The sequence below is a fragment of the Streptomyces malachitofuscus genome (assembly GCF_055571035.1).
In genome coordinates, this window is record NZ_JBVIGA010000032.1 from 46,970 (window position 1) to 66,488 (window position 19,519).

General features: G+C 72.2%; 21 protein-coding genes and 1 riboswitch. Of the genes, 14 read left to right on the plus strand and 7 right to left on the minus strand.

The genetic code is table 11. The features are described 5' to 3' along the window. Positions 1 to 80: 80 nt before the first annotated feature. Positions 81 to 1,058, plus strand: a complete 978-nt coding sequence (locus ACZ44S_RS34425) for an ABC transporter substrate-binding protein (RefSeq protein WP_466936451.1) — start codon at positions 81 to 83, stop codon at positions 1,056 to 1,058. Positions 1,059 to 1,149: 91 nt separating this feature from the next. Here ACZ44S_RS34425 and ACZ44S_RS34430 read toward each other — a convergent pair whose 3' ends face one another. Continuing rightward, positions 1,150 to 1,650, minus strand: coding sequence for a carboxymuconolactone decarboxylase family protein (locus tag ACZ44S_RS34430; protein WP_466936454.1), 501 nt, complete (start codon positions 1,648 to 1,650; stop codon positions 1,150 to 1,152). Between the two features lie 46 nt (positions 1,651 to 1,696). On the opposite strand from ACZ44S_RS34430, the gene pdxR reads away from it, so the two are divergent. The 5 genes from pdxR to ACZ44S_RS34455 all read left to right on the plus strand — a co-directional run bounded on the left by pdxR (position 1,697) and on the right by ACZ44S_RS34455 (position 7,189). Next, positions 1,697 to 3,097, plus strand: a complete 1,401-nt coding sequence (pdxR, locus tag ACZ44S_RS34435; protein ID WP_466936457.1) for a MocR-like pyridoxine biosynthesis transcription factor PdxR — start codon at positions 1,697 to 1,699, stop codon at positions 3,095 to 3,097. A 113-nt stretch (positions 3,098 to 3,210) separates the two neighbouring features. Next, a complete protein-coding gene (locus tag ACZ44S_RS34440) occupies positions 3,211 to 3,855 on the plus strand; it encodes a dihydrofolate reductase family protein (RefSeq protein WP_466936460.1) in 645 nt (214 codons plus the stop codon). Between the two features lie 138 nt (positions 3,856 to 3,993). Further along, entirely contained in the window at positions 3,994 to 4,332 is a 339-nt protein-coding gene (locus tag ACZ44S_RS34445; protein WP_466936463.1) for a hypothetical protein, read from the plus strand. A 7-nt stretch (positions 4,333 to 4,339) separates the two neighbouring features. Then, positions 4,340 to 5,524, plus strand: a complete 1,185-nt coding sequence (locus ACZ44S_RS34450; RefSeq protein ID WP_466936466.1) for a glutathionylspermidine synthase family protein — start codon at positions 4,340 to 4,342, stop codon at positions 5,522 to 5,524. 79 nt (positions 5,525 to 5,603) lie between these two features. Further along, positions 5,604 to 5,708, plus strand: a riboswitch (ZMP/ZTP riboswitch). A 32-nt stretch (positions 5,709 to 5,740) separates the two neighbouring features. Then, a complete protein-coding gene (locus tag ACZ44S_RS34455) occupies positions 5,741 to 7,189 on the plus strand; it encodes a glycine hydroxymethyltransferase (RefSeq protein ID WP_466936469.1) in 1,449 nt (482 codons plus the stop codon). A 62-nt stretch (positions 7,190 to 7,251) separates the two neighbouring features. On the opposite strand, the gene ACZ44S_RS34460 is transcribed toward ACZ44S_RS34455, so the two are convergent. From ACZ44S_RS34460 to ACZ44S_RS34470, 3 genes are all read right to left on the minus strand, one after another. Then, the gene (locus ACZ44S_RS34460) at positions 7,252 to 7,980 is read right to left on the minus strand and encodes a hypothetical protein (RefSeq protein ID WP_466936472.1); all 729 of its coding nucleotides are present in this window, start codon (positions 7,978 to 7,980) and stop codon (positions 7,252 to 7,254) included. A gap of 160 nt (positions 7,981 to 8,140) precedes the next feature. After that, positions 8,141 to 9,016: a hypothetical protein gene (locus ACZ44S_RS34465; protein WP_466936475.1), complete on the minus strand. Its 876-nt coding sequence runs from the start codon at positions 9,014 to 9,016 to the stop codon at positions 8,141 to 8,143. Beyond that, on the minus strand, positions 9,009 to 9,569 hold the full coding sequence (locus ACZ44S_RS34470) for an RNA polymerase sigma factor (RefSeq protein WP_466936478.1): 561 nt from the start codon (positions 9,567 to 9,569) through the stop codon (positions 9,009 to 9,011). The genes ACZ44S_RS34465 and ACZ44S_RS34470 overlap by 8 nt, the downstream gene beginning before the upstream one ends. Positions 9,570 to 9,700: 131 nt before the next feature. Between ACZ44S_RS34470 and trpS the strand changes: the two genes are divergently transcribed. Both trpS and ACZ44S_RS34480 read left to right on the plus strand, forming a co-directional pair. Then, complete coding sequence (gene trpS / locus ACZ44S_RS34475; RefSeq protein ID WP_466936481.1) at positions 9,701 to 10,714, plus strand: tryptophan--tRNA ligase; 1,014 nt, start codon at positions 9,701 to 9,703, stop codon at positions 10,712 to 10,714. A 187-nt stretch (positions 10,715 to 10,901) separates the two neighbouring features. Then, the gene (locus ACZ44S_RS34480) at positions 10,902 to 11,480 is read left to right on the plus strand and encodes a 2'-5' RNA ligase family protein (protein WP_466936484.1); all 579 of its coding nucleotides are present in this window, start codon (positions 10,902 to 10,904) and stop codon (positions 11,478 to 11,480) included. A 15-nt stretch (positions 11,481 to 11,495) separates the two neighbouring features. On the opposite strand, the gene ACZ44S_RS34485 is transcribed toward ACZ44S_RS34480, so the two are convergent. Beyond that, entirely contained in the window at positions 11,496 to 12,251 is a 756-nt protein-coding gene (locus ACZ44S_RS34485) for a decaprenylphospho-beta-D-erythro-pentofuranosid-2-ulose 2-reductase (RefSeq protein ID WP_466936487.1), read from the minus strand. A gap of 8 nt (positions 12,252 to 12,259) precedes the next feature. Then, a complete protein-coding gene (locus ACZ44S_RS34490) occupies positions 12,260 to 13,627 on the minus strand; it encodes an FAD-binding protein (RefSeq protein WP_466936490.1) in 1,368 nt (455 codons plus the stop codon). A gap of 133 nt (positions 13,628 to 13,760) precedes the next feature. On the opposite strand from ACZ44S_RS34490, the gene ACZ44S_RS34495 reads away from it, so the two are divergent. The 4 genes from ACZ44S_RS34495 to ACZ44S_RS34510 are packed head-to-tail and all read left to right on the plus strand — an operon-like array spanning position 13,761 to position 16,565. Continuing rightward, positions 13,761 to 14,294, plus strand: coding sequence for a phosphatase PAP2 family protein (locus ACZ44S_RS34495; RefSeq protein ID WP_466936493.1), 534 nt, complete (start codon positions 13,761 to 13,763; stop codon positions 14,292 to 14,294). Next, entirely contained in the window at positions 14,291 to 15,226 is a 936-nt protein-coding gene (locus ACZ44S_RS34500; protein WP_466936497.1) for a decaprenyl-phosphate phosphoribosyltransferase, read from the plus strand. Before ACZ44S_RS34495 ends, ACZ44S_RS34500 begins: the two co-directional genes overlap by 4 nt. Next, positions 15,223 to 15,660 (plus strand): GtrA family protein, encoded by a 438-nt coding sequence (locus tag ACZ44S_RS34505; protein ID WP_466936500.1) that lies wholly within the window; start codon positions 15,223 to 15,225, stop codon positions 15,658 to 15,660. The genes ACZ44S_RS34500 and ACZ44S_RS34505 overlap by 4 nt, the downstream gene beginning before the upstream one ends. Next, complete coding sequence (locus tag ACZ44S_RS34510; protein WP_466936503.1) at positions 15,648 to 16,565, plus strand: YihY/virulence factor BrkB family protein; 918 nt, start codon at positions 15,648 to 15,650, stop codon at positions 16,563 to 16,565. The genes ACZ44S_RS34505 and ACZ44S_RS34510 overlap by 13 nt, the downstream gene beginning before the upstream one ends. Here ACZ44S_RS34510 and ACZ44S_RS34515 read toward each other — a convergent pair. Further along, positions 16,513 to 17,787, minus strand: a complete 1,275-nt coding sequence (locus ACZ44S_RS34515) for a D-alanyl-D-alanine carboxypeptidase family protein (protein ID WP_466936506.1) — start codon at positions 17,785 to 17,787, stop codon at positions 16,513 to 16,515. The genes ACZ44S_RS34510 and ACZ44S_RS34515 overlap by 53 nt on opposite strands. Positions 17,788 to 17,866: 79 nt before the next feature. Here ACZ44S_RS34515 and ACZ44S_RS34520 point away from each other — a divergent pair, with 79 nt between their 5' ends. Together ACZ44S_RS34520 and ACZ44S_RS34525 are read left to right on the plus strand one after the other, a co-directional pair. Then, positions 17,867 to 18,118, plus strand: coding sequence for an SCO4848 family membrane protein (locus ACZ44S_RS34520; protein WP_190161219.1), 252 nt, complete (start codon positions 17,867 to 17,869; stop codon positions 18,116 to 18,118). 24 nt (positions 18,119 to 18,142) lie between these two features. Then, the gene (locus tag ACZ44S_RS34525) at positions 18,143 to 19,471 is read left to right on the plus strand and encodes a metallophosphoesterase (RefSeq protein WP_466936509.1); all 1,329 of its coding nucleotides are present in this window, start codon (positions 18,143 to 18,145) and stop codon (positions 19,469 to 19,471) included. The last annotated feature ends 48 nt before the right edge of the window (positions 19,472 to 19,519 follow it).

A 19,519-nucleotide genomic window follows, 5' to 3' on the forward strand; every position in this document is an offset into this window, starting at 1 on the left:
GCGGCCCCGCACCCGACCCGGCACCGACCGTCCGACCACAACCCGACCGAAACGAGACATCGCTCATGCGGAGGAACACCATGAACAACTCGCACGCCCAGCCCGGCAGAGGCAGAAAGCACCTCGTCCGGGCCGCCGCCGTCGCCCTCGGCCTCACCACGCTGAGCGCCTGCGGCGCCGCCGAGACCGGCTCCTCGTCGTCCAAGGGCTCCTCCGACAAGGTCACCATCGCCGTGCCGTCGTGGGTCGGCGCGGAGGCCAACGCCGCTGTCGCCCAGTACATCCTCGAGAACGAGCTGGACACCAAGGCCGAACTCACCCAGCTCGACGAGTCGGTCGCCTTCGACGCCCTCAACAGCGGCAAGGTCGACGCCATCCTGGAGGACTGGGGCGGCGCCCCGAAGAAGGTCGACCTCTACGTCAACGACAAGAAGACCGTCGTCGAGGGCGGCGACCTCGGCGTGGTCGGCCACATCGGCTGGTTCGTGCCGAAGTACCTGGCCGACGAGCACCCGGACATCACCGAGTGGAAGAACCTCAACAAGTACAAGGACCTCTTCAAGACCGCCGAGAGCGGCGACAAGGGCCAGCTCCTCGAGGGTTCGCCGTCGTACACCACCAACGACGACGCGATCATCAAGAACCTCGACTTGGACTACAAGACGGTCTACGCCGGCTCCGAGGCCGCCCAGATCACCCAGATCCGGGAGAACTACAAGGCCAAGAAGCCGTTCATCAGCTACTGGTGGACCCCGCAGTGGCTGAACGCCCAGCTCGACCTGGTGGAGGTGAAGCTGCCCGAGTACAAGGAGGGCTGCGACGCCGATCCCGAGAAGGTGGCCTGCGCCTACGCCCAGACCCCGCTGCAGAAGTACTTCAACGCCGACTTCGCCGAGGACGGCGGTGACGCGGCCCAGTTCCTGAAGAACTTCAACTGGACCGCCGAGCAGCAGAACGAGGTCGCCGCGATGATCGCGGGCGAGAAGATGAGCTCGAAGGCCGCCGCCGAGAAGTGGGTCAAGGCCAACGAGGACGTCTGGAAGAAGTGGCTGCCCTGACCTGACACGAGCGGCCCGGATCCGACACGAGTGGCCCCTCTCTCACCCGGCGGTGAGCGAGGGGCCCTCGTCGTCCCACGGCGCAGGGCCGTCAGTGGCGCCGTCCCGGCTGGTAGTGGCCCGGCGTCATCCGACACGTCACACCGAACCGGTTCCACGCGTTGATCACCGTGATCGCCGCGACCAGCTGGGACAGCTCCGCCTCGTCGAACCGCTTGGCGGCCCGCTCGTACACCTCGTCGGGCACGAAGCCCTCGGTCAGCACGGTGACGGCCTCCGTCAGCTCGATCGCCGCGAGCTCCTTGTCCGTGTAGAAGTGCCGCGACTCCTCCCACGCGGCGAGCTGCACGATCCGCTCCACGCTCTCGCCCGCCGCGAGCGCGTCCTTGGTGTGCATGTCGAGGCAGAAGGCACAGTGGTTGATCTGGGAGGCACGGATCTTCACCAGCTCGTAGAGCGTGGGGTCCAGGCCCTTCCTGGCGGCGGAGTCCAGCCGGATCATCGCCTTGTACACCTCGGGGGCGTGCCGGGCCCACTCCAGCCGGACGGGCGGCTCGGCGGCGTACGTCGTGGTCGTCTCGTGGTCGGTCATGCCTCGACCCTAGGAGCGGGGCAGCCCAGGAGTATGGTCCATTTCCATGATAGAACGCCGGGCCACTTCACGAGGCGGTCTGCAGGGCATCGACCTCCATCTCGAGCCGGCAGGACCCGGCCTGCGCCGCGGCCTGACCGACGCCCTGCGCGAGGCCGTCCGCACCGGCCGGCTCTCCCCGGGCACCCGGCTGCCCTCCTCCCGCTCCCTCGCCGGCGACCTGGGCATCGCCCGCAACACCGTCGCCGACGCCTACGCCGACCTGGTCGCCGAGGGCTGGCTCACCGCCCGGCAGGGCTCCGGCACCCGCGTCGCCGACCGTGCGGTACCCGCGCCGCCCGCCCGTCCGGTCCCCCCGGGGCGCACACCCGGCCGGCTCCCGTACAGCCTCGTGCCCGGCAGCCCCGACCTCGCCTCCTTCCCCCGGGCGGAATGGCTCAAGGCCACCCGCCGCGCCCTCGCCGCCGCCCCTCACGACGCCTTCGGCTACGGCGACCCGCGCGGACGCCCCGAACTGCGCGCCGCCCTCGCGGACTACCTCGCCCGTGTCCGGGGCGTACGCGCCGACCCCGAACACCTCGTCGTCTGCGCCGGCTTCGCCCACGGCCTCCAGCTCCTCTGCGACGTCCTGCGGGCCCGAGGCGCCGACATCCTCGCCGTGGAGTCCTACGGCCTGGACGCCCACTGGGAGCTCGTGACCCGCGCCGGTCTGCGCACCGCACCGCTGCCCTTCGACGCCTCCGGCACCCGCACCGAGGACCCGGGCGAGGCGGGCGCGGTGCTCCTCAGCCCCGCCCACCAGTTCCCGCTGGGCGGCGCCCTGCGTCCTCGGCGCCGCGCCGCCGTGGTCGACTGGGCGCGCCGCACCGGCGGCCTGATCCTGGAGGACGACTACGACGGCGAGTTCCGCTACGACCGCCAGCCCGTCGGGGCGCTGCAGGACCTCGACCCCGGCCACGTGGTCTACCTCGGCACCGCCAGCAAGGCCCTCGCGCCCGGCCTGCGCCTGGGCTGGATGGTCCTGCCCCCGTCCGTGGTACCGGAGGTCGTCGCCCACGGCGCCGGGCGGTCCGTCGGCGTCGTCGAACAGCTCGCCCTCGCCGAGTTCCTCACCTCCGGCGCCTACGACCGCCACGTCCGTGCCGCCCGCCTGCGCTACCGCCGCCGCCGCGACGCCCTCGTCGAAGCCCTCGCCGAACGGGCACCCGACGTCCATGTCACCGGCATCGCGGCGGGCCTGCACGCGGTGCTGCGGCTCCCGCCCGGCACCGAACAGACCGTCGTCCAGGCGGCCACCTGGCAGGGCCTCGCCGTCCTCGGACTCTCCCGCTTCCGCCACCCCGACGCCGATGCCACCCCCGGCGACGGCCTGGTCGTCGGCTACGGAACACCGCCGGACCACGCCTGGACCGGCACCCTCGAGGCGCTGTGCAGGGCCCTGCCGTAGGACGCCGCGCAGAAAGTCGTGGGCGTGTGTCGATCCGGACCCGTCCCGTTCGACGTCCCTACGAGAAGCGCATCGCCGTACGGGGCGGGCGCGACAACCGACCGGGAGCACGGATGAACCAGCTACTGAGGGTCATGAACTTCAACGTCTCCAGTGACGGCATCGGCGCCGGTGAGCACCAGAGCCTGGAGAACCCGTTCGGCCTCCCCGGTGCCGAGAGGCTGTTCGCCTGGGCGGGCGCCACGGCCAGCTGGCCCAACCGCACCGATCCCGGAGGCACCCGCGGCCTCGACGACTACTTCACCCGCGACTTCGCCCGCAACATCGGCGCCGAGATCATGGGCCGCAACAAGTTCGGTCCCCAGCGCGGGCCCTGGCAGGACCACGACTGGCGCGGCTGGTGGGGGGACGAGCCCCCGTTCCGCACCCCGGTGTTCGTCATGACCCACCACGAGCGCCCGTCGTTCACGCTCTCCGACACCACGTTCCACTTCGTCGCCGGCAGCCCGCACACCGTCCTCGAGCGGGCGCGGGAGGCGGCGCAGGGCAAGGACGTCCGGCTCGGCGGCGGGGTCACCACCGTCCGGCAGTTCCTCGACGCCGACCTCGTCGACACCCTGCACGTGGCGGTCGCGCCGGTGAAGCTCGGCTCCGGCCTCCGCCTCTGGGAGTCGCCCGACGCACTGCTCGACCGCTTCCACCTGGAGGTCGTGCCCAGCCCGAGCGGCGTGACACACCACCTGTTCTGGCGAAAATGACATGAAAAGGCCTCCGGGCCGGGCGTGGGGGCGGGGGGCTCCTGTGCGTGCGCGGCGGACGGTCCCTAGGCTGTCCGCCGCGAGCCGGGGAGCGGGCCGAGGCCCCGGCGGACGGCGGAAACAGTCCAAGGGGGAGTCATGGCGGAGTCGCGGCGGCGGGTGCGGTCCAGCACCGTGGTGCTGGGCGGCATGGGGGTTCTCGCCGCGGCGCTGACCTCGTGCGGGTCGGATCCGGACCGGCGGTGCGTGGACCGGGACAGCTACGACTACATCAACGGCTACAAGGTCGTCGCCGACAAGAACTGCACGTCCTCCTCCTCCGGTTCGCTCGGCAGGGGCGGCACGTCCCGCACCGGCGACGCCGACTGGTACTACGACGCCGACGTCAGCGCCGGTTACGCCGACGACGGCACCTTCAGCCGCAGCGAGGCCGTCGACCGCGGCGGCTTCGGCTGCTCGGGCAGCGCCGGCGGCTGAGCGGACCATGGAACGGCGCACCATCGAGCCCCGCCCCGGCTGGCAGGAGACCGTCGAGGAGCAGGGGCTCATCTACCCGCTCACGCGCTACCCCGACGGATCCCTGCGCCCCTACTGGGACGAGAGCGCCTACTACGTCTTCTCCCTGGACGAGGTCGAGGCACTGGAGGAGGTCGTCGAGGAACTGCACTGCATGTGCCTCGCAGCGGCCGACCACATCGTCACCACCGGTCGCTTCGCCGACCTCGGCATCACCGATCCGCGGATCGCCGAAGCCGTCGCCGAGGCATGGCACCGGCGCGCCGAACTCCCCTCGCTCTACGGCCGGTTCGACCTCCGCTACGACGGGACGGGTCCGGCGAAGCTGCTGGAGTACAACGCCGACACCCCCACGTCCCTGGTGGAGGCCGCCTCGCCCCAGTGGTTCTGGATGGAGGAGCGCTTCCCCGGCGCCGACCAGTGGAACTCCCTCCACGAACGCCTCATCGACGCCTGGAAGAAGCAGGCCGCCCTCCTCCCGCCCGGCAGCCCCCTGTACTTCGCGCACTCCTCCGCCGACGAACTCGGCGAGGACCTCATGACCGTCGCCTACCTCAAGGAGACCGCCGAGCAGGCCGGCCTCGACACCGACTGGATCTCCATGGAGGAGATCGGCTGGGACCGTCTCTCCCGCCGCTTCGTCGACAACCGGCTCCGGTTCATCCGCAGCATCTTCAAGCTGTACCCCTGGGAATGGCTCACCACCGACCGCTTCGCCGACCACGTCCTCGCCACCCTCGACAACGGCGGGGGCACCGGCTCCACCCTGTGGATCGAACCCGCCTGGAAGATGCTGCTCAGCAACAAGGCCCTGCTGGCGATCCTCTGGGAGCTCCACCCCGGCCACCCCCATCTCCTGCCCGCCTACCTCGACGGCCCGCGGGAGTTGGCGGACAGCACCGGATGGGTCGCCAAGCCCCTGCTCGGCCGCGAGGGCGCCGGCGTGACCGTCCACCGGCGGGGGACCGCCCCCGTGCTCCGTGACGAACCCTGCTGCTACCAGCAGCTCGCCCCGCTGCCCGACTTCGACGGCAACCACGTCGTCCTCGGCACCTGGGTGGTCGAGGGCGAGTCGGCGGGCCTCGGTATCCGTGAGTCCTCGGGCCTGGTGACGGACGAGTACGCCCGCTTCCTGCCCCACGTGATCCTCTAGACGGGCTTCCGCCCGGCAGACGCCGTCGCCCGCATGGTGGACGCAGGCCTTTGACACTCCGTGCCGCCCGGGTACCCTGACGTCGGGCCGTGACTGGCGCGCTGGGATGGAGCAACCATCAGGAAGCGGCCCCCGCCCCCGCCACCCGGGGACCGGACATGTGCCGTGCGCCTGGGCCGTACCGTGAACGCTGAACGCCACGTCCGGAGGTCCCTCATGTCTGCCGAGCCCCTCTCCACCGCTTCCACAGCCTTCCGCTCCGCCCTCGACGTGATCCGCGCCGTCGAGCCGCGCGTCGCCGACGCCATCGGCCAGGAGGTCGCCGACCAGCGCGAGATGCTCAAGCTGATCGCCTCCGAGAACTACGCCTCCCCGGCCACCCTCCTCGCGATGGGCAACTGGTTCAGCGACAAGTACGCCGAGGGCACCATCGGCCGCCGCTTCTACGCCGGCTGCCGCAACGTCGACACCGTCGAGTCGCTCGCCGCCGAGCACGCCAAGGAGCTCTTCGGCGCCCGCCACGCCTACGTCCAGCCGCACTCCGGCATCGACGCCAACCTCGTCGCCTTCTGGTCCGTCCTCGCCCAGCGGGTCGAGCTGCCCGCCCTGGAGAAGGCCGGAGTCCGCCAGGTCAACGAGCTCTCCGACGCCGACTGGGCGGAACTGCGCCGCGCCTTCGGCAACCAGCGCATGCTCGGCATGTCCCTGGACGCCGGCGGCCACCTCACCCACGGCTTCCGCCCGAACATCTCCGGCAAGATGTTCGACCAGCGCTCCTACGGCACCGACCCGGCCACCGGCCTGATCGACTACGAGGCCCTGCGCGTCTCCGCCCGCGAGTTCAAGCCGCTGATCATCGTCGCCGGCTACTCCGCCTACCCCCGTCTGGTGAACTTCCGGATCATGCGCGAGATCGCCGACGAGGTCGGCGCCACGCTGATGGTCGACATGGCGCACTTCGCCGGTCTCGTCGCCGGCAAGGTCCTCACCGGCGACTTCGACCCGGTGCCGCACGCGCAGATCGTCACCACCACCACCCACAAGTCGCTGCGCGGCCCGCGCGGCGGCATGGTGCTGTGCGACGACTCCCTGAAGGACCAGGTCGACCGCGGCTGCCCGATGGTCCTCGGCGGTCCGCTGCCGCATGTCATGGCCGCCAAGGCCGTCGCCCTCGCCGAGGCCCGGCAGCCCGCCTTCCAGGACTACGCCCAGCGCATCGTCGACAACTCCCGCGCCCTCGCCGAGGGCCTGATGCGCCGCGGTGCCACCCTGGTCACCGGCGGCACCGACAACCACCTCAACCTGATCGACGTCGCCACCTCCTACGGCCTCACCGGCCGCCAGGCCGAGGCCGCCCTGCTCGACTCGGGCATCGTCACCAACCGCAACGCCATCCCCGCCGACCCCAACGGCGCCTGGTACACCTCCGGCATCCGCATCGGTACTCCCGCGCTGACCACGCGCGGCCTGGGCACCGCCGAGATGGACGAGGTCGCCGGCCTCATCGACCGCGTGCTCACCACCACGGAGCCCGGCACCACCAAGTCCGGGGCTCCCTCCAAGGCGGCCCACGTCCTCGACGCCAAGGTCGCCGACGAGATCTCCCGCCGAGCCACCGACCTGGTCGCCGGCTTCCCGCTCTACCCGGAGATCGACCTCGGCTGAGCGCCTCTTCCGCACGCGGCCCACGGCGGTCCGGTCACCCACCGGGCCGCCGCGCGCCGTCCTCAGGCGTCCAGCAGCTCCTGCCTCGGTCCCGGGTCGTCCTTCCGCCGGCCGAGGCGCGGCCACCGCGTCGCATACCGGCGCAGTACCAGAGCCGCCGCCGCTCCGGCCACCAGGCCCGGTATCGCCCACCACCAGTCGGCGCCGCCGCCCGTCGCCGCCGCGGCGCGGGTCTCGGGCGCCGCCGCAGCCGCCTCCTGGTCCGCCTCCGTCGCCGACGGTTCCGTCTCCCACGGTGCCGGGTAGATCCCGGAGCTCGCCGGCGAGCCCGTCGTCTCGCCCATCACGCCCAGCTCGAACAGGAACTTGTGCACGTCCGACGCGTGTTCGGCGCGGTGCCAGAGCCCGTTCGGCGACTCATGGAACTGCGACGCCGTGTGTATCCACACGTCCTGGCCCATTTCCCCCAGGAAGACCCGGTCCACGCGCCACGGCGTCACGTCGTGCACCAGCCATGTCACATTGATCATCCGGGCCGAGGCCGAGACCGCCTCCGGCGGCCGCTCACGGGTGCCCTCACCGACCGGGCCGAGCAGTCGCTCCAGCACGGCGTACTCCTTGTCGGCGTAGTACAGCGAGGCGGTCTCCTCGCTCTCCGGCGACACCACCAGCACGCTCGTCGGCCCCCCGGCGAAGGCCGGCGACGCGCCCCACATCGTCAGGGCCAGCGCGGCCGCCAACGCGCCCACCCCCGCCGTCAGTCGTCGAACCCTGCCCTTCCAGCCACGCATCCGGACCCCCACTCGGCCGGTCGATCCCCGTGCGGCCCGCCCTCGAGCCGCCTGTCACTTCTGGTACACCGCCCGACCCGCCGGGGTTCCCACCCGGCCACGACGGATTCCGCGGCCGGGATGTCCGGCTACCGGGGCCCCCCTGTTATCGGGGCGACTGTTATCGGGGCGACTGCTCGACCGATCCCGCGATCTCCAGCGCCCGTGCCTTCGACGCCACCCCCTCCAGCCGCAGCGTCACACCGTCCCCCGCCGCCCCCTCACCGTCGGCCGCACCCCTGTGGCCCCACAGCAGCGTCGGCCCCGCCGTGCGCTCCGCCCGGGTGAACCGGTGACCGTCCGTGTCGACCATCCAGAAGCTCAGTACATGCGGCCGCGCGAACCACAGGACCGGCTCCGAGCCCCCGGCCTCCGTGTCCTCCCCGCCGAGCGACAGCCACTCCGGCTGCTCGCGCACGCTCTTGGTGAAGGCGATGTCCAGGCGGCCCGGGAACGCGTCGAGCCGGATCGTCCGCGCCCGCTCCCGCCAGCACAGGCTCACCAGGAACCGCCCCCGCGGCAGCCCGCTCACCGTCACCGCGTCCGGAGCGCCCAGCGCCTCGGGCACGAGCGGCGCGAACCCGGCCCGCCGCTCCGCCTCGCCGAGCGACAGCGACCGCCCGCAGCCCGGCACCCGCGCGCCCGGCGAGGGCACCGCCGACGGGTCGTACCGCACCTCGACGCCGCCGAAGCCGAACCAGTCGGTCACCGCCGCCCGCACCTCAGGGGTCAGCGCCAGTACCGTCAGCAGCCCGCACAGCGCCGCCACCAGCGACCGCCACCGCGCCCGCGTCCAGCGGCGCACCGGCCGCAGCCGGACCCGGGCGCCCGCCGGCCCGGCGGAGGGCACCGGCAGCTCCTCGGCGAGTATCTGCCCCAGCACCCGCTCGACCATCGACTCGGACCCCGCGGCTCCAGCCGGCCCGTCCAGGGACCGGCCGAGGGCCCGCAGCTCCTCCCGCAGCCGCTCGGCGTCGCCGTCGTACCGCTCACTCACGCCGCTCACCCCCTTCCCGGGGCCGGAAGTCCGGCAGCAGGCGCTCCAGCTTGCGCAGGGCGCGGTTCAGACGGGACTTCACCGTCCCCCGGGGCCAGCCCAGGGCCTGGGCGGTCTCCCGCTCGTCCATCTCCAGCAGATAGCGGTAGGTGACGACCAGCCGGTGCTCCTCGCTCAGCTTCTCCAGGGCGGACACCAGGGCTCCGCGGCGCTCGGTCTCCAGCGTCGCCACCGCCGGGTCGGCCGACTCCGGTATCACCGGCACCGCCTCCACGAACGCCGCCTCACGGCCGGCGAGGGTGTTCCGCCGCACCGCGGCGCGCACTGTGTTCCTCGTCTCATTGGCCACGATCGACAGCAGCCACGGCCGGAACGCCATGCCGTCCCGGAACCGGCCCAGCGCGCAGTACGCCTTCACGAAGGCCTGCTGCACCACGTCCTCCGCGTCCGCACCGGCCCCGAGCGCGGTGGCCGCCCTGAGCGCGATGCCCGTATGAGCCCGCACCAGCTCCGCGTACGCCTCCGGCTCCCCGGCGCGTACGCGTGCGATCACCGCGGCCTCATCGACGATGCGGCCCCCCTCCCGCGTCCTCACACCTTTGTTACACCGCCGGGCACGGATCGGTTCCCACCTGTTTCCGGTCGGTTCCCGACCGGCCGGCGGGACCTGAGAGAATGGTGAGCATGGCGACTGACCGACCTCGCGTGCTCTCCGGAATCCAGCCCACCGCAGGCTCGTTCCACCTCGGCAACTACCTCGGCGCCGTCCGTCAGTGGGTGGCCCTGCAGGAGACCCACGACGCGTTCTACATGGTCGTCGACCTGCACGCGATCACGCTTCCGCAGGACCCGCAGGAGCTGCGCGCCAACACCCGGCTCGCCGCCGCCCAGCTGCTGGCCGCCGGACTGGACCCGGACCGCTGCACGCTCTTCGTCCAGAGCCATGTGCCCGAGCACGCCCAGCTCGCCTGGATCATGAACTGCCTCACCGGCTTCGGCGAGGCCTCCCGCATGACCCAGTTCAAGGACAAGTCCGCCAAGCAGGGCGCCGACCGGGCCTCCGTCGGACTGTTCACCTACCCGATCCTGCAGGTCGCGGACATCCTGCTCTACCAGGCCAACGAGGTGCCGGTGGGCGAGGACCAGCGCCAGCACATCGAGCTCACCCGCGACCTCGCCGAGCGTTTCAACGGCCGGTTCGGTGCGACCTTCACCGTCCCGAAGCCGTACATCCTCAAGGAGACGGCGAAGATCTACGACCTGCAGGACCCGTCGGTCAAGATGAGCAAGTCGGCGTCCACGCCGAAGGGACTCATCAACCTCCTCGACGAGCCGAAGGCCACCGCCAAGAAGGTGAAGAGCGCCGTCACCGACACCGACACGGTGATCCGCTACGACGTCGCGGAGAAGCCCGGGGTGAGCAACCTCCTCACGATCTACTCCACCCTCACCGGGACGGAGATCCCCGAACTGGAGGAGAAGTACGCCGGCAAGGGCTACGGTGCGCTCAAGACGGACCTCGCCGAGGCCATGGTCGACTTCGTCACCCCGTTCAAGGAGCGCACCCAGCAGTACCTGGACGACCCCGAGACGCTCGACTCGATCCTGGCCAAGGGCGCGGAGAAGGCGCGCGCCGTCGCCGCGGAGACCCTCGCGCAGGCGTACGAACGCGTGGGTTTCCTGCCCGCCAAGCACTGAACCGGCGCTGAACCGGATGGCGGGGGCGATCCGTACCACCCCGCAGCGCCGCACATCACTCCGGTTGCGCCTGCCCGCATCCGTGCCGTGGCCGTACAGTCGATAACCGGGTGACCGTCGCGACGGTCACCCGGCGCCCACCGCAGCTTCACCACCGCGCTTCACCACCACTACGACAGGAGACGACGTGGGGACCGTAACGATCGGCGTGTCGATCGCGGTCCCGGAGCCTTACGGCAGCCGGCTTCAGCAGCTGCGCGCGGGCTTCGGCGACGCCGCGGCTCACGGCATCCCCACGCACGTCACCCTGCTGCCGCCCACCGAGATCGGCGACACCGACCTGGCGGCCGTCGAGGCGCATCTGAGCGAGGTCGCCGCGGCCGCCCGCCCGTTTCCCATGCGGCTGTCCGGCACCGGCACCTTCCGGCCGCTGACGCCGGTGGTGTACGTCCAGGTCGTCGAGGGCGGCGCGGCGTGCACCTGGCTGCAGAAGCAGGTCCGTGACGCCTCCGGGCCCGTCGCCCGCGAGCTGCAGTTCCCGTACCACCCGCACGTCACCGTGGCGCACGGGATCGACGAGGCCGCCATGGACCGCGCCTACGAGGACCTCGCGGACTACGAGGCGCAGTGGGCCTGCACCGGCTTCGCCCTCTACGAGCAGGGCGCCGACGGGGTGTGGCGCAAGCTGCGCGAGTTCCCGTTCGGCTCCGTGGTGGTGCCCCCGCAGGGCGGGAGCGTGGACCGGGGATCGGTCTCCGCGCGCTGACCGCTTGGCCGCGTCTCAGACCGGCAGCCGCCGGAACAGCCCGCGCGGCAGATGCCGCAGCGCCGACATCACCACCCGCAGCGCCCCCGGCACCCACACCGTCTCCGCGCGGCGCCGCAGCCCCAGCTCCACGGCCGCCGCGACCGCCTCCGGCGTGGTGGCCAGCGGCGCCTGAGGCAGCCCCGCCGTCATCCGCGTCCGCACGAACCCGGGGCGTACGACCATGACGTGCACGCCCGTGCCGTACAGCGCGTCGCCGAGGCCCTGGGCGAAGGCGTCCAGGCCGGCCTTGCTGGAACCGTAGATGAAGTTCGCGCGGCGGGCCCGCTCGCCCGCGACCGACGACAGCACCACCAGCGAGCCGTGCCCCTGCGCCTGGAGCGCACTCGCGCACACCAGGCCCGCCGAGACGGCGCCGGTGTAGTTGGTCTGCGCGACCCGTACCGCGGCCCCCGGGTCCCGCTCGTCGTGCGCCTGGTCGCCCAGGGTGCCGAAGGCGAGCAGCACCATGTCGACGTCGCCCTCGGCGAACACCTTGCCGAGCGCGTCCTCGTGGGCGGCGGGATCGAGCGCGTCGAAGGCGACCGTGCGCACCACGGCGCCGAGGCCCCGCAGCTGCTCGGCGGCCTCGTCCAGGCCGGGGGAGGGCCGGCCGGCCAGCCACACCGTGCGGGTGCGGCGGGCGATCAGCCGCCGCGCGGTGGCCAGCGCGATCTCGGACGTACCGCCGAGGACGAGCAGGGACTGGGGGAGGCCGAAGGCGTCCTTCACGACAGCTCCTAGAGGGGTGCCTGGAGATGGAGGCGGCGGGACAGGTCGGAGGTGAACACCCCGCGCGGGTCCAGTTCGGCGCGCAGCGCGCGGAAGTCGTCCAGGCGGGGGTACATGGACGCCAGCAGCTCCGGGCGCAGCCGGGAGTCCTTGGCGAGGTAGACACGCCCGCCCGCGCCGGCCACCTCCTCGTCGAGCTCGTCGAGGAAGCCGCCGAGGCCGGGCAGCGACGCCGGTACGTCCAGGGCCAGGGTCCAGCCGGGTACCGGGAAGGACAGCCAGCCCGGGTCGGCCTCGCCGAAGCGCTTGAGGACGGCGAGGAAGGACGGGCAGCGACGCTCGGAGATCCGGCGCACGATCCGGCGCAGGGAGTCCTCCCGGCCGTGCCCGACGACGAACTGGTACTGCACGAATCCGCCCCGCCCGTAGACCCGGTTCCAGTGCGGCACGCCGTCCAGGGGGTGGAAGAAGGCGGGGATCCGCTGGAGCTGCCCGGTCCGGGCGCGGGGCGCCTTGCGGTACCAGAGCTCGTTGAAGAGCCCCACGGTGGTCCGGCTGAGCAGACCCTCGGGGACGAAGGAGGGGGCCGCCGGGAGGCGGGAGGTGCGGAAGGACAGCGGCTCCCGGCGCGCGCGGGAGCCGCGGGGCAGCGCGTCCAGGGGCGCGTGGTCGCCGCGCGTGAGCACCGCGCGGCCGGTGGCCCGGCCCCGGGCCAGCAGATCGATCCAGGCGACCGAGTAGCGGTAGCGGTGGTCGGTGTCGGCGAGACGGGCCATCAGGTCGTCGAGGTCGTCGGCGCGTTCGGTGTCGACCGACATCAGGGAGGTCTCGACCGGCTGCAGCCGGATCGTCGCGGTGAGGATCACCCCGGTCAGACCCATGCCGCCCGCGGTCGCCTCGAACAGCGGTGTGCCCGGCACGACCGTGGCCACCTGCCCGTCCGCGGTGAGCAGTTCGAAGGAGAGCACATGGCGGGAGAAGGAGCCGGAGACGTGGTGGTTCTTGCCGTGGATGTCGGCGCCGATCGCCCCGCCGACCGTCACATAGCGGGTCCCCGGGGTCACGGGCACGAACCAGCCGAGCGGCAGCAGCACCTCCATCAGCCGGTGCAGGGAGACACCCGCGTCGCACAGCACGGTGCCGCCGTCGGCGTCGACCGCGTGGATCCGGTCCAGGCCCGTCATGTCGAGCACCGCGCCGCCCGCGTTCTGCGCCGCGTCCCCGTACGCCCGTCCCAGGCCCCGTGCGATCCCGCCGCGGGCGCCGCACTCCCGGACGGCCAGGGCGGCCTCCTCGTACGTCCGCGGGCGGATCAGCCGGGCCGCGGTGGGAGCGGTGCGGCCCCACCCCGTGACGGAAACGGTGTCGGCAGACATGACGGCGACCGTATCGCCCTTATGTGACTCATTGGATTTGAAACGTCACTCCCGTCCCCGAAACGGGTGATTAATGGGATGTCGCCCAATAGTGACGGAAATACGGCCCGCCGGGGGTGAACAGTGGGTCCACATGGACGACCACCACGACCTTCCGCACCCCCGGGGCCTCCACGGCCTGGACCACCGGATCGTCGCCGCGCTCAGAGCGTGCGGCACGGACCCGCGGGTGGCCGGCGCCGCGCGCTCCCTGTCCTGGGCGGGGGAGCACGGGGCGCTGTGGCTCGCGGCGGGCCTCGCCGGTGCCGTCGTGGACCGCCCTCGGCGCGCCGCCTGGCTGCGCGGCACCGCCCTCACCGCGGGCGCCCACGCCGTCAGCATGGGAGTGAAACGCGTCGTGCGCCGCCCCCGCCCCGCCCACGTCGAGCCGTTGGTGCGCACGGCCGGCCGGCACTCCTTCCCCAGTTCGCACGCCTCCTCCGCCGCGGCCGCCGCCGTCGCGTTCGGCGCGCTGGGCGCCCGCGCGGTGCCACCGCTGGCCGCCGCCGTGTGCGTGTCCCGCCTGGTGGCCGGCGTCCACTACCCCTCGGACGTGGCGGCGGGCGCCGCCCTCGGCGCGCTGACGGCCCGGCTCGGGGCCCGCTGGATGACCGGAGGCTCCGCGTGACCCTCCTGCGCGAGCGTTCCGACCGGCGCCAGAGCACACCGTCCGGCAGGCGCGGCCTCCTCGGGGGCCTGCTCAGGACCGCGCGGCCCAAGCAGTGGGTGAAGAACGTCCTGGTGATCGCCGCCCCGGCCGCCGCGGGTGAACTGTTCTCCACCCGCGCCCTGGCCCGACTCGCCCTGGTCTTCGTCCTGTTCACCGCCTGCGCCGCCGCCGTCTACCTGGTCAACGACGCGCGCGACGCCGAGGCCGACCGCGCCCACCCCACCAAGTGCCGCCGCCCGGTCGCCGCCGGCCAGGTCCCCGTACCGGTCGCCTACGCCACCGGGATCCTCCTCGGTGTCCTCGCCCCGGTCGTCGCGGCCCGGCTGTGCCCCCCGGAGGTCGCCGCGCTGCTGACCGCCTACCTCGGCATGCAGCTGGCCTACTGCCTCAGCCTCAAGCACGTCCTCGTCGTGGACCTCGTCGTCGTCACCACCGGCTTCGTGATGCGCGCGGTGATCGGCGGACTGGCCCTCGGCATCCCGCTGTCGCGCTGGTTCCTGATCACCACCGGGTTCGGCGCGCTGTTCATGGTGGCCGCCAAGCGCTACTCCGAGGCCGTGCAGCTGGCCGGCACGAAGGGCGCCACGCGCGCGCTCCTCACCGAGTACACCACCGGCTACCTCCGCTTCGTCTGGCAGCTCGCCGCCGGCGTGGCCGTCCTCGGCTACTGCCTGTGGGCCCTCGAGGAGGGCGGCGTCCCGCACACCAGCGTGCTGCCCTGGCGGCAGCTGTCCGTGGTGGCCTTCGTCCTCGCCGTCCTGCGCTACGCCGTCTTCGCCGACCGCGGCACCGCCGGCGAACCCGAGGACGTGGTGCTGGGCGACCGGGCGCTCGCCCTCATCGGCGTGGTGTGGACGGCGATGTACGCCCTGGCGGTGGCGGACTGGTGAGACACCGTCTGCTCCGGCACCGGAGGGAACTCCTCGGCTTCGCCGCCGCCGGTCTGCTCGCCTACGCCGTGGACCTCGCCCTCTTCACGTATCTGCGCGGCCCCGCCGGACTCGGCCCGCTCACCGCCAAGGCACTCTCCTTCCTCGCCGGCTGCACGGTCGCCTACGCCGGCAACGCGCACGGCACCTACCGCGACACGCGCGTGCGGGGGGCCCGCCCCTACGCCGTGTTCTTCGCCGTCAACCTCGCCGGCGCCGCCGTACAACTGCTCTGCCTGGCCGTCAGCCACTACGGGCTCGGCCTCACCTCGCAACGCGCGGACACCGTCTCCGGGGCGGTCGTCGGCATGGCGCTGGCCACCGGTGTCCGGTTCTGGGGCACCAGGACATTGGTCTTCCGCGATGCGGGCAGAGTCGGCTCATGGACTGGCTGAAAAAGCTCCCGGGTGCAGGGCCGTGGCTGGCGCGACTGATGCTCACGCACGCGTGGCGGTCGTACGAGCGTCTGGACCGCGTGCACTGGACACGCCTGGCCGCCGCGATGACCTTCCGGAGCTTCGTCGCCCTGTTCCCGCTGCTCACCGTGGCCGCCGCGATCGGCGCCGCCACCCTCAGCGAGGACCGGCAGACCACCCTCCAGGACAGGATCACCGACCAGGTACCGGGCATCTCCGACCAGTTGAACGTCGAGGATCTGGTGCAGAACGCCGGCACCGTGGGCCTCATCGCCGGCGCCGTCCTGCTGTTCACCGGCATCAGCTGGGCCGGAGCCATGCGCGACTGTCTGCGCGTGGTGTGGGAGCTCCCCGACGAGGAGGAGAACCCCGTCCTGCGCAAGGGCAAGGACGCGGGCATCCTCGTCGGGCTCGGCGGCGCGCTGCTGGTCACCCTCGTCGCCTCCACCGTCGCCTCCGCGCTGGTCGGCCGGATCAGCGACGCCATCGGGCTGGAGAAGGGCGGCTGGGGCGGGATCGTCCTGCACATCGCGGCGTTCACCGTCGCCGTCGGCGCCGACTTCCTGCTCCTGCTGTACGTCCTCACCCTGTTGCCCGGCGTGGAACCCTCCCGGCACCGGCTGATCGTCGCCGCGCTCACCGGCGCGATCGGCTTCGAACTGCTGAAGCTGCTGCTCAGCGGCTATATGCAGGGCGTGGCCGCGAAAAGCATGTACGGCGCGTTCGGCGTCCCGGTGGCCCTGCTGCTGTGGATCAACTTCACCTCGAAGCTGGTCCTGTTCTGCGCCGCCTGGACGGCCACGCCGAGCAAGCAGGACGAGACGGCCGGTGTCACGGACGTGAACGGCGGCGCACCAGGTCCGGCAGCGGCCAGCGCCGGTTGATCAGGAACGCACCGCCCGCGAGCAGCACCAGCACCCCGCCGGTGATGCCCAGTGCGACCCCGACGCCGTCGGTGCCGCTGCTCGTCGGGGCGCTCGCCACCGGCTTCGACCCGGCCCCGGCGCCCCCGGCCTCACCGGGAGAGGCGGAAGGACCCGGGCGGGCACCGGCCTGCTCGGCGCTCTTCGGCGGCACCAGCTCACCGACCGGCTCGACCTTGCCGGCCGCCTTGAAACCCCAGTCGAACAGCCGCGCGGTCTCCTTGTAGACCTCGTTCGACTCGTCCTTCTGCGGGTTCATCACGGTGACGAGCAGCACCTTGCCGTCCCGTTCGGCGACACCGGTGAAGGTGGCGCCGGCGTTGGTGGTGTTGCCGTTCTTCACGCCTGCTATGCCCTGGTAGACGGGCACGTCGGAGTCGCCGCTCAGCAGCCGGTTGGTGTTCTGGATCTCGAAGGACTTGCGGACCTTCTTGCCCTTCTTGTTCTTCTTCGTCTCGCCGGGGAACTGCGCCCTGACCGTCGAGCAGTACTCGCGGAAGTCCTTCTTCTGCAGCCCGGAGCGGGCGATCAGGGTCAGGTCGTAGGCGGAGGACACCTGGCCCTCGGCGTCGTAGCCGTCCGGGCTGACGACCTGCGTGTCGAGGGCCTGGAGCTCCTCGGCGTGCGCGTTCATCTCCTTGACGGTGTCCTCCACACCGCCGTTCATCGCCGACAGCACGTGCACCGCGTCGTTGCCGGAGCGAAGGAACACACCCAGCCACAGGTCGTGGACCGTATAGGTCTCCTCCTCCTTGATCCCGACCATGCTGGACCCGGCCCCGACCCCGGCCAGGTCGGAGACCTCCACCTTGTGCTTCGTCGTCCGGGGCCACTTGGGCAGCAGCGTGTCGGCGAACAGCATCTTCAGCGTGCTCGCCGGGGCCAGCCGCCAGTGAGCGTTGTGGGCGGCGAGCACCTCACCGGACTCGGCGTCGGCGACGACCCAGGACCGGGCCGAGAGGTCCTTCGGCAGCACCGGCACCCCGCTCGCGAGATTGACCTGCGTCCCCGGCCGGCCGAGCCGGGCACCGCCGACGACCGACATCTGCGCCGGGGGAGTGGCCGACGGCGTCGTCGAGGGCTTGGGGGCCGCCGAAGCGGCGGGCGCGGTCAGCGCGGTGGACATCAGGACGGCGGAGGCGACCAGCAGTGAGCGCCGGACGGTGTTCTTGGGTGCGGGCACGGTCGGAAACGTACATGCCACACCTGAGGAAGTCCCACCCCGGGCAAGGAACCGGACAGGGGCCGGTGATACTGGACGCATGAAGCTCAGCCGCCCCGTCTCCTTGTTCCTGCTCGCCTTCGGGGTGTGGAGCTGGATCATCTGGATCACTTTCGTCAACAACCTGGTCAAGGACGGAAGCGGACTCGCGTTCGAGGACGGGAATCCCACGGCCTACTTCTTCGTTCATCTGACGCTCGCCGTCGTCTCCTTCGTATGGGGGACGGTCATCGGGGGCATCGGGTTGCGCGGGCTGCGCGCACTGAGCCGGACGTCACGAACGACGTCGTAACGGAAAGCAGGGGAACTCCGCACCGTGGCCATCGTCTTCGTACTCATCGCGTTGCTGGTCCTGGCCGTTCTGGTGACGGGCAACTGGTACGTGTGGCGGCGTCTGTTCCGGGACACCACGCGGGGCCCGGGCGCGGTGCGCCGCGCGGGTGCGGTGGCCATCGCGGGCGGCTGGGCGCTGGTCGTCGGCGCCCTCGTCGCCGAGCGCGCAGGGGCTCCCTTCTGGCTCCAGCAGGTGCTCGCCTGGCCCGGGTTCCTGTGGCTGGCGCTCTCCATGTACCTGCTGCTGGCGGTGCTCGCGGGAGAGCTCGTGCGGCCGGTGCTGCGCCGGATCCTGGAGCGTCGGGCGAGGACGGCGGAAGCGGGGACCGCGCAGACCGCGAACGCTCCGGCGAAGCACCAGCCCATACCGGCCGGGCAGGGCGCCGGACCCGTCAACGGCGGCACGCCGGACGCCGGAGCGGGCGGCGAGGATGCCGCGTCCGGCGCGGGCTCCCGTGTCTTCGAAGCTCCGGCTCCGTCCTCCGGGCCCTCCCGGCGCCTGTTCGTCTCCCGTGTCGTCGGCGGGGCCGCCGCCGCGGCCGCCGTGGGGACCGTCGGCTACGGGACGTACGGGGTACTGCGCGGGCCGGGCGTGAAGCGGGTCACCGTGCCGCTCGCCAAGCTGCCCCGCGCGGCGCACGGTTTCCGGATCGCGGTGGTGAGCGACGTCCATCTGGGGCCCGTGCTGGGGCGCGGTTTCGCGCAGAAGGTCGTCGACACGATCAACTCGACCCAGCCGGATCTCATCGCGGTCGTCGGGGATCTGGTGGACGGCAGCGTGAAGGACCTCGGCCCGGCCGCGGCTCCGCTGGCGCAGCTGAAGGCGCGTCATGGGTCCTTCTTCGTCACCGGCAACCACGAGTACTTCTCCGGGGCCGAGCAGTGGGTCGAGGAGGTCCGGCGGCTCGGGCTGAACCCACTGGAGAACGCGCGGACGGAGCTGCCGCACTTCGATCTGGCAGGCGTCAACGACGTGGCCGGGGAGGACGAGGGGCAGGGGCCGGACTTCGCGCGGGCGCTGGGGGACCGGGACCGGGAGCGGGCGTGTGTGTTGCTGGCACATCAGCCCGTGCAGATTCATGATGCTGTGGACCATGGGGTGGATCTGCAGTTGTCCGGGCACACGCATGGGGGGCAGCTGTGGCCCGGGAATCTGATCGCCAAGGGTGCGAATCCGACGTTGGCGGGGCTCGAGCGGTACGGGGACACACAGCTGTACGTGAGCCGGGGGGCCGGTGCGTGGGGGCCGCCCACTCGGGTGGGGGCCCCTTCCGACGTCACGGTGATCGAGCTGGCGTCGCGGCAGGCGTGAGGGCGCGTCCGGTGCGGGCGGGGGGTGCTGTGCTCACCCGCGCTTGCG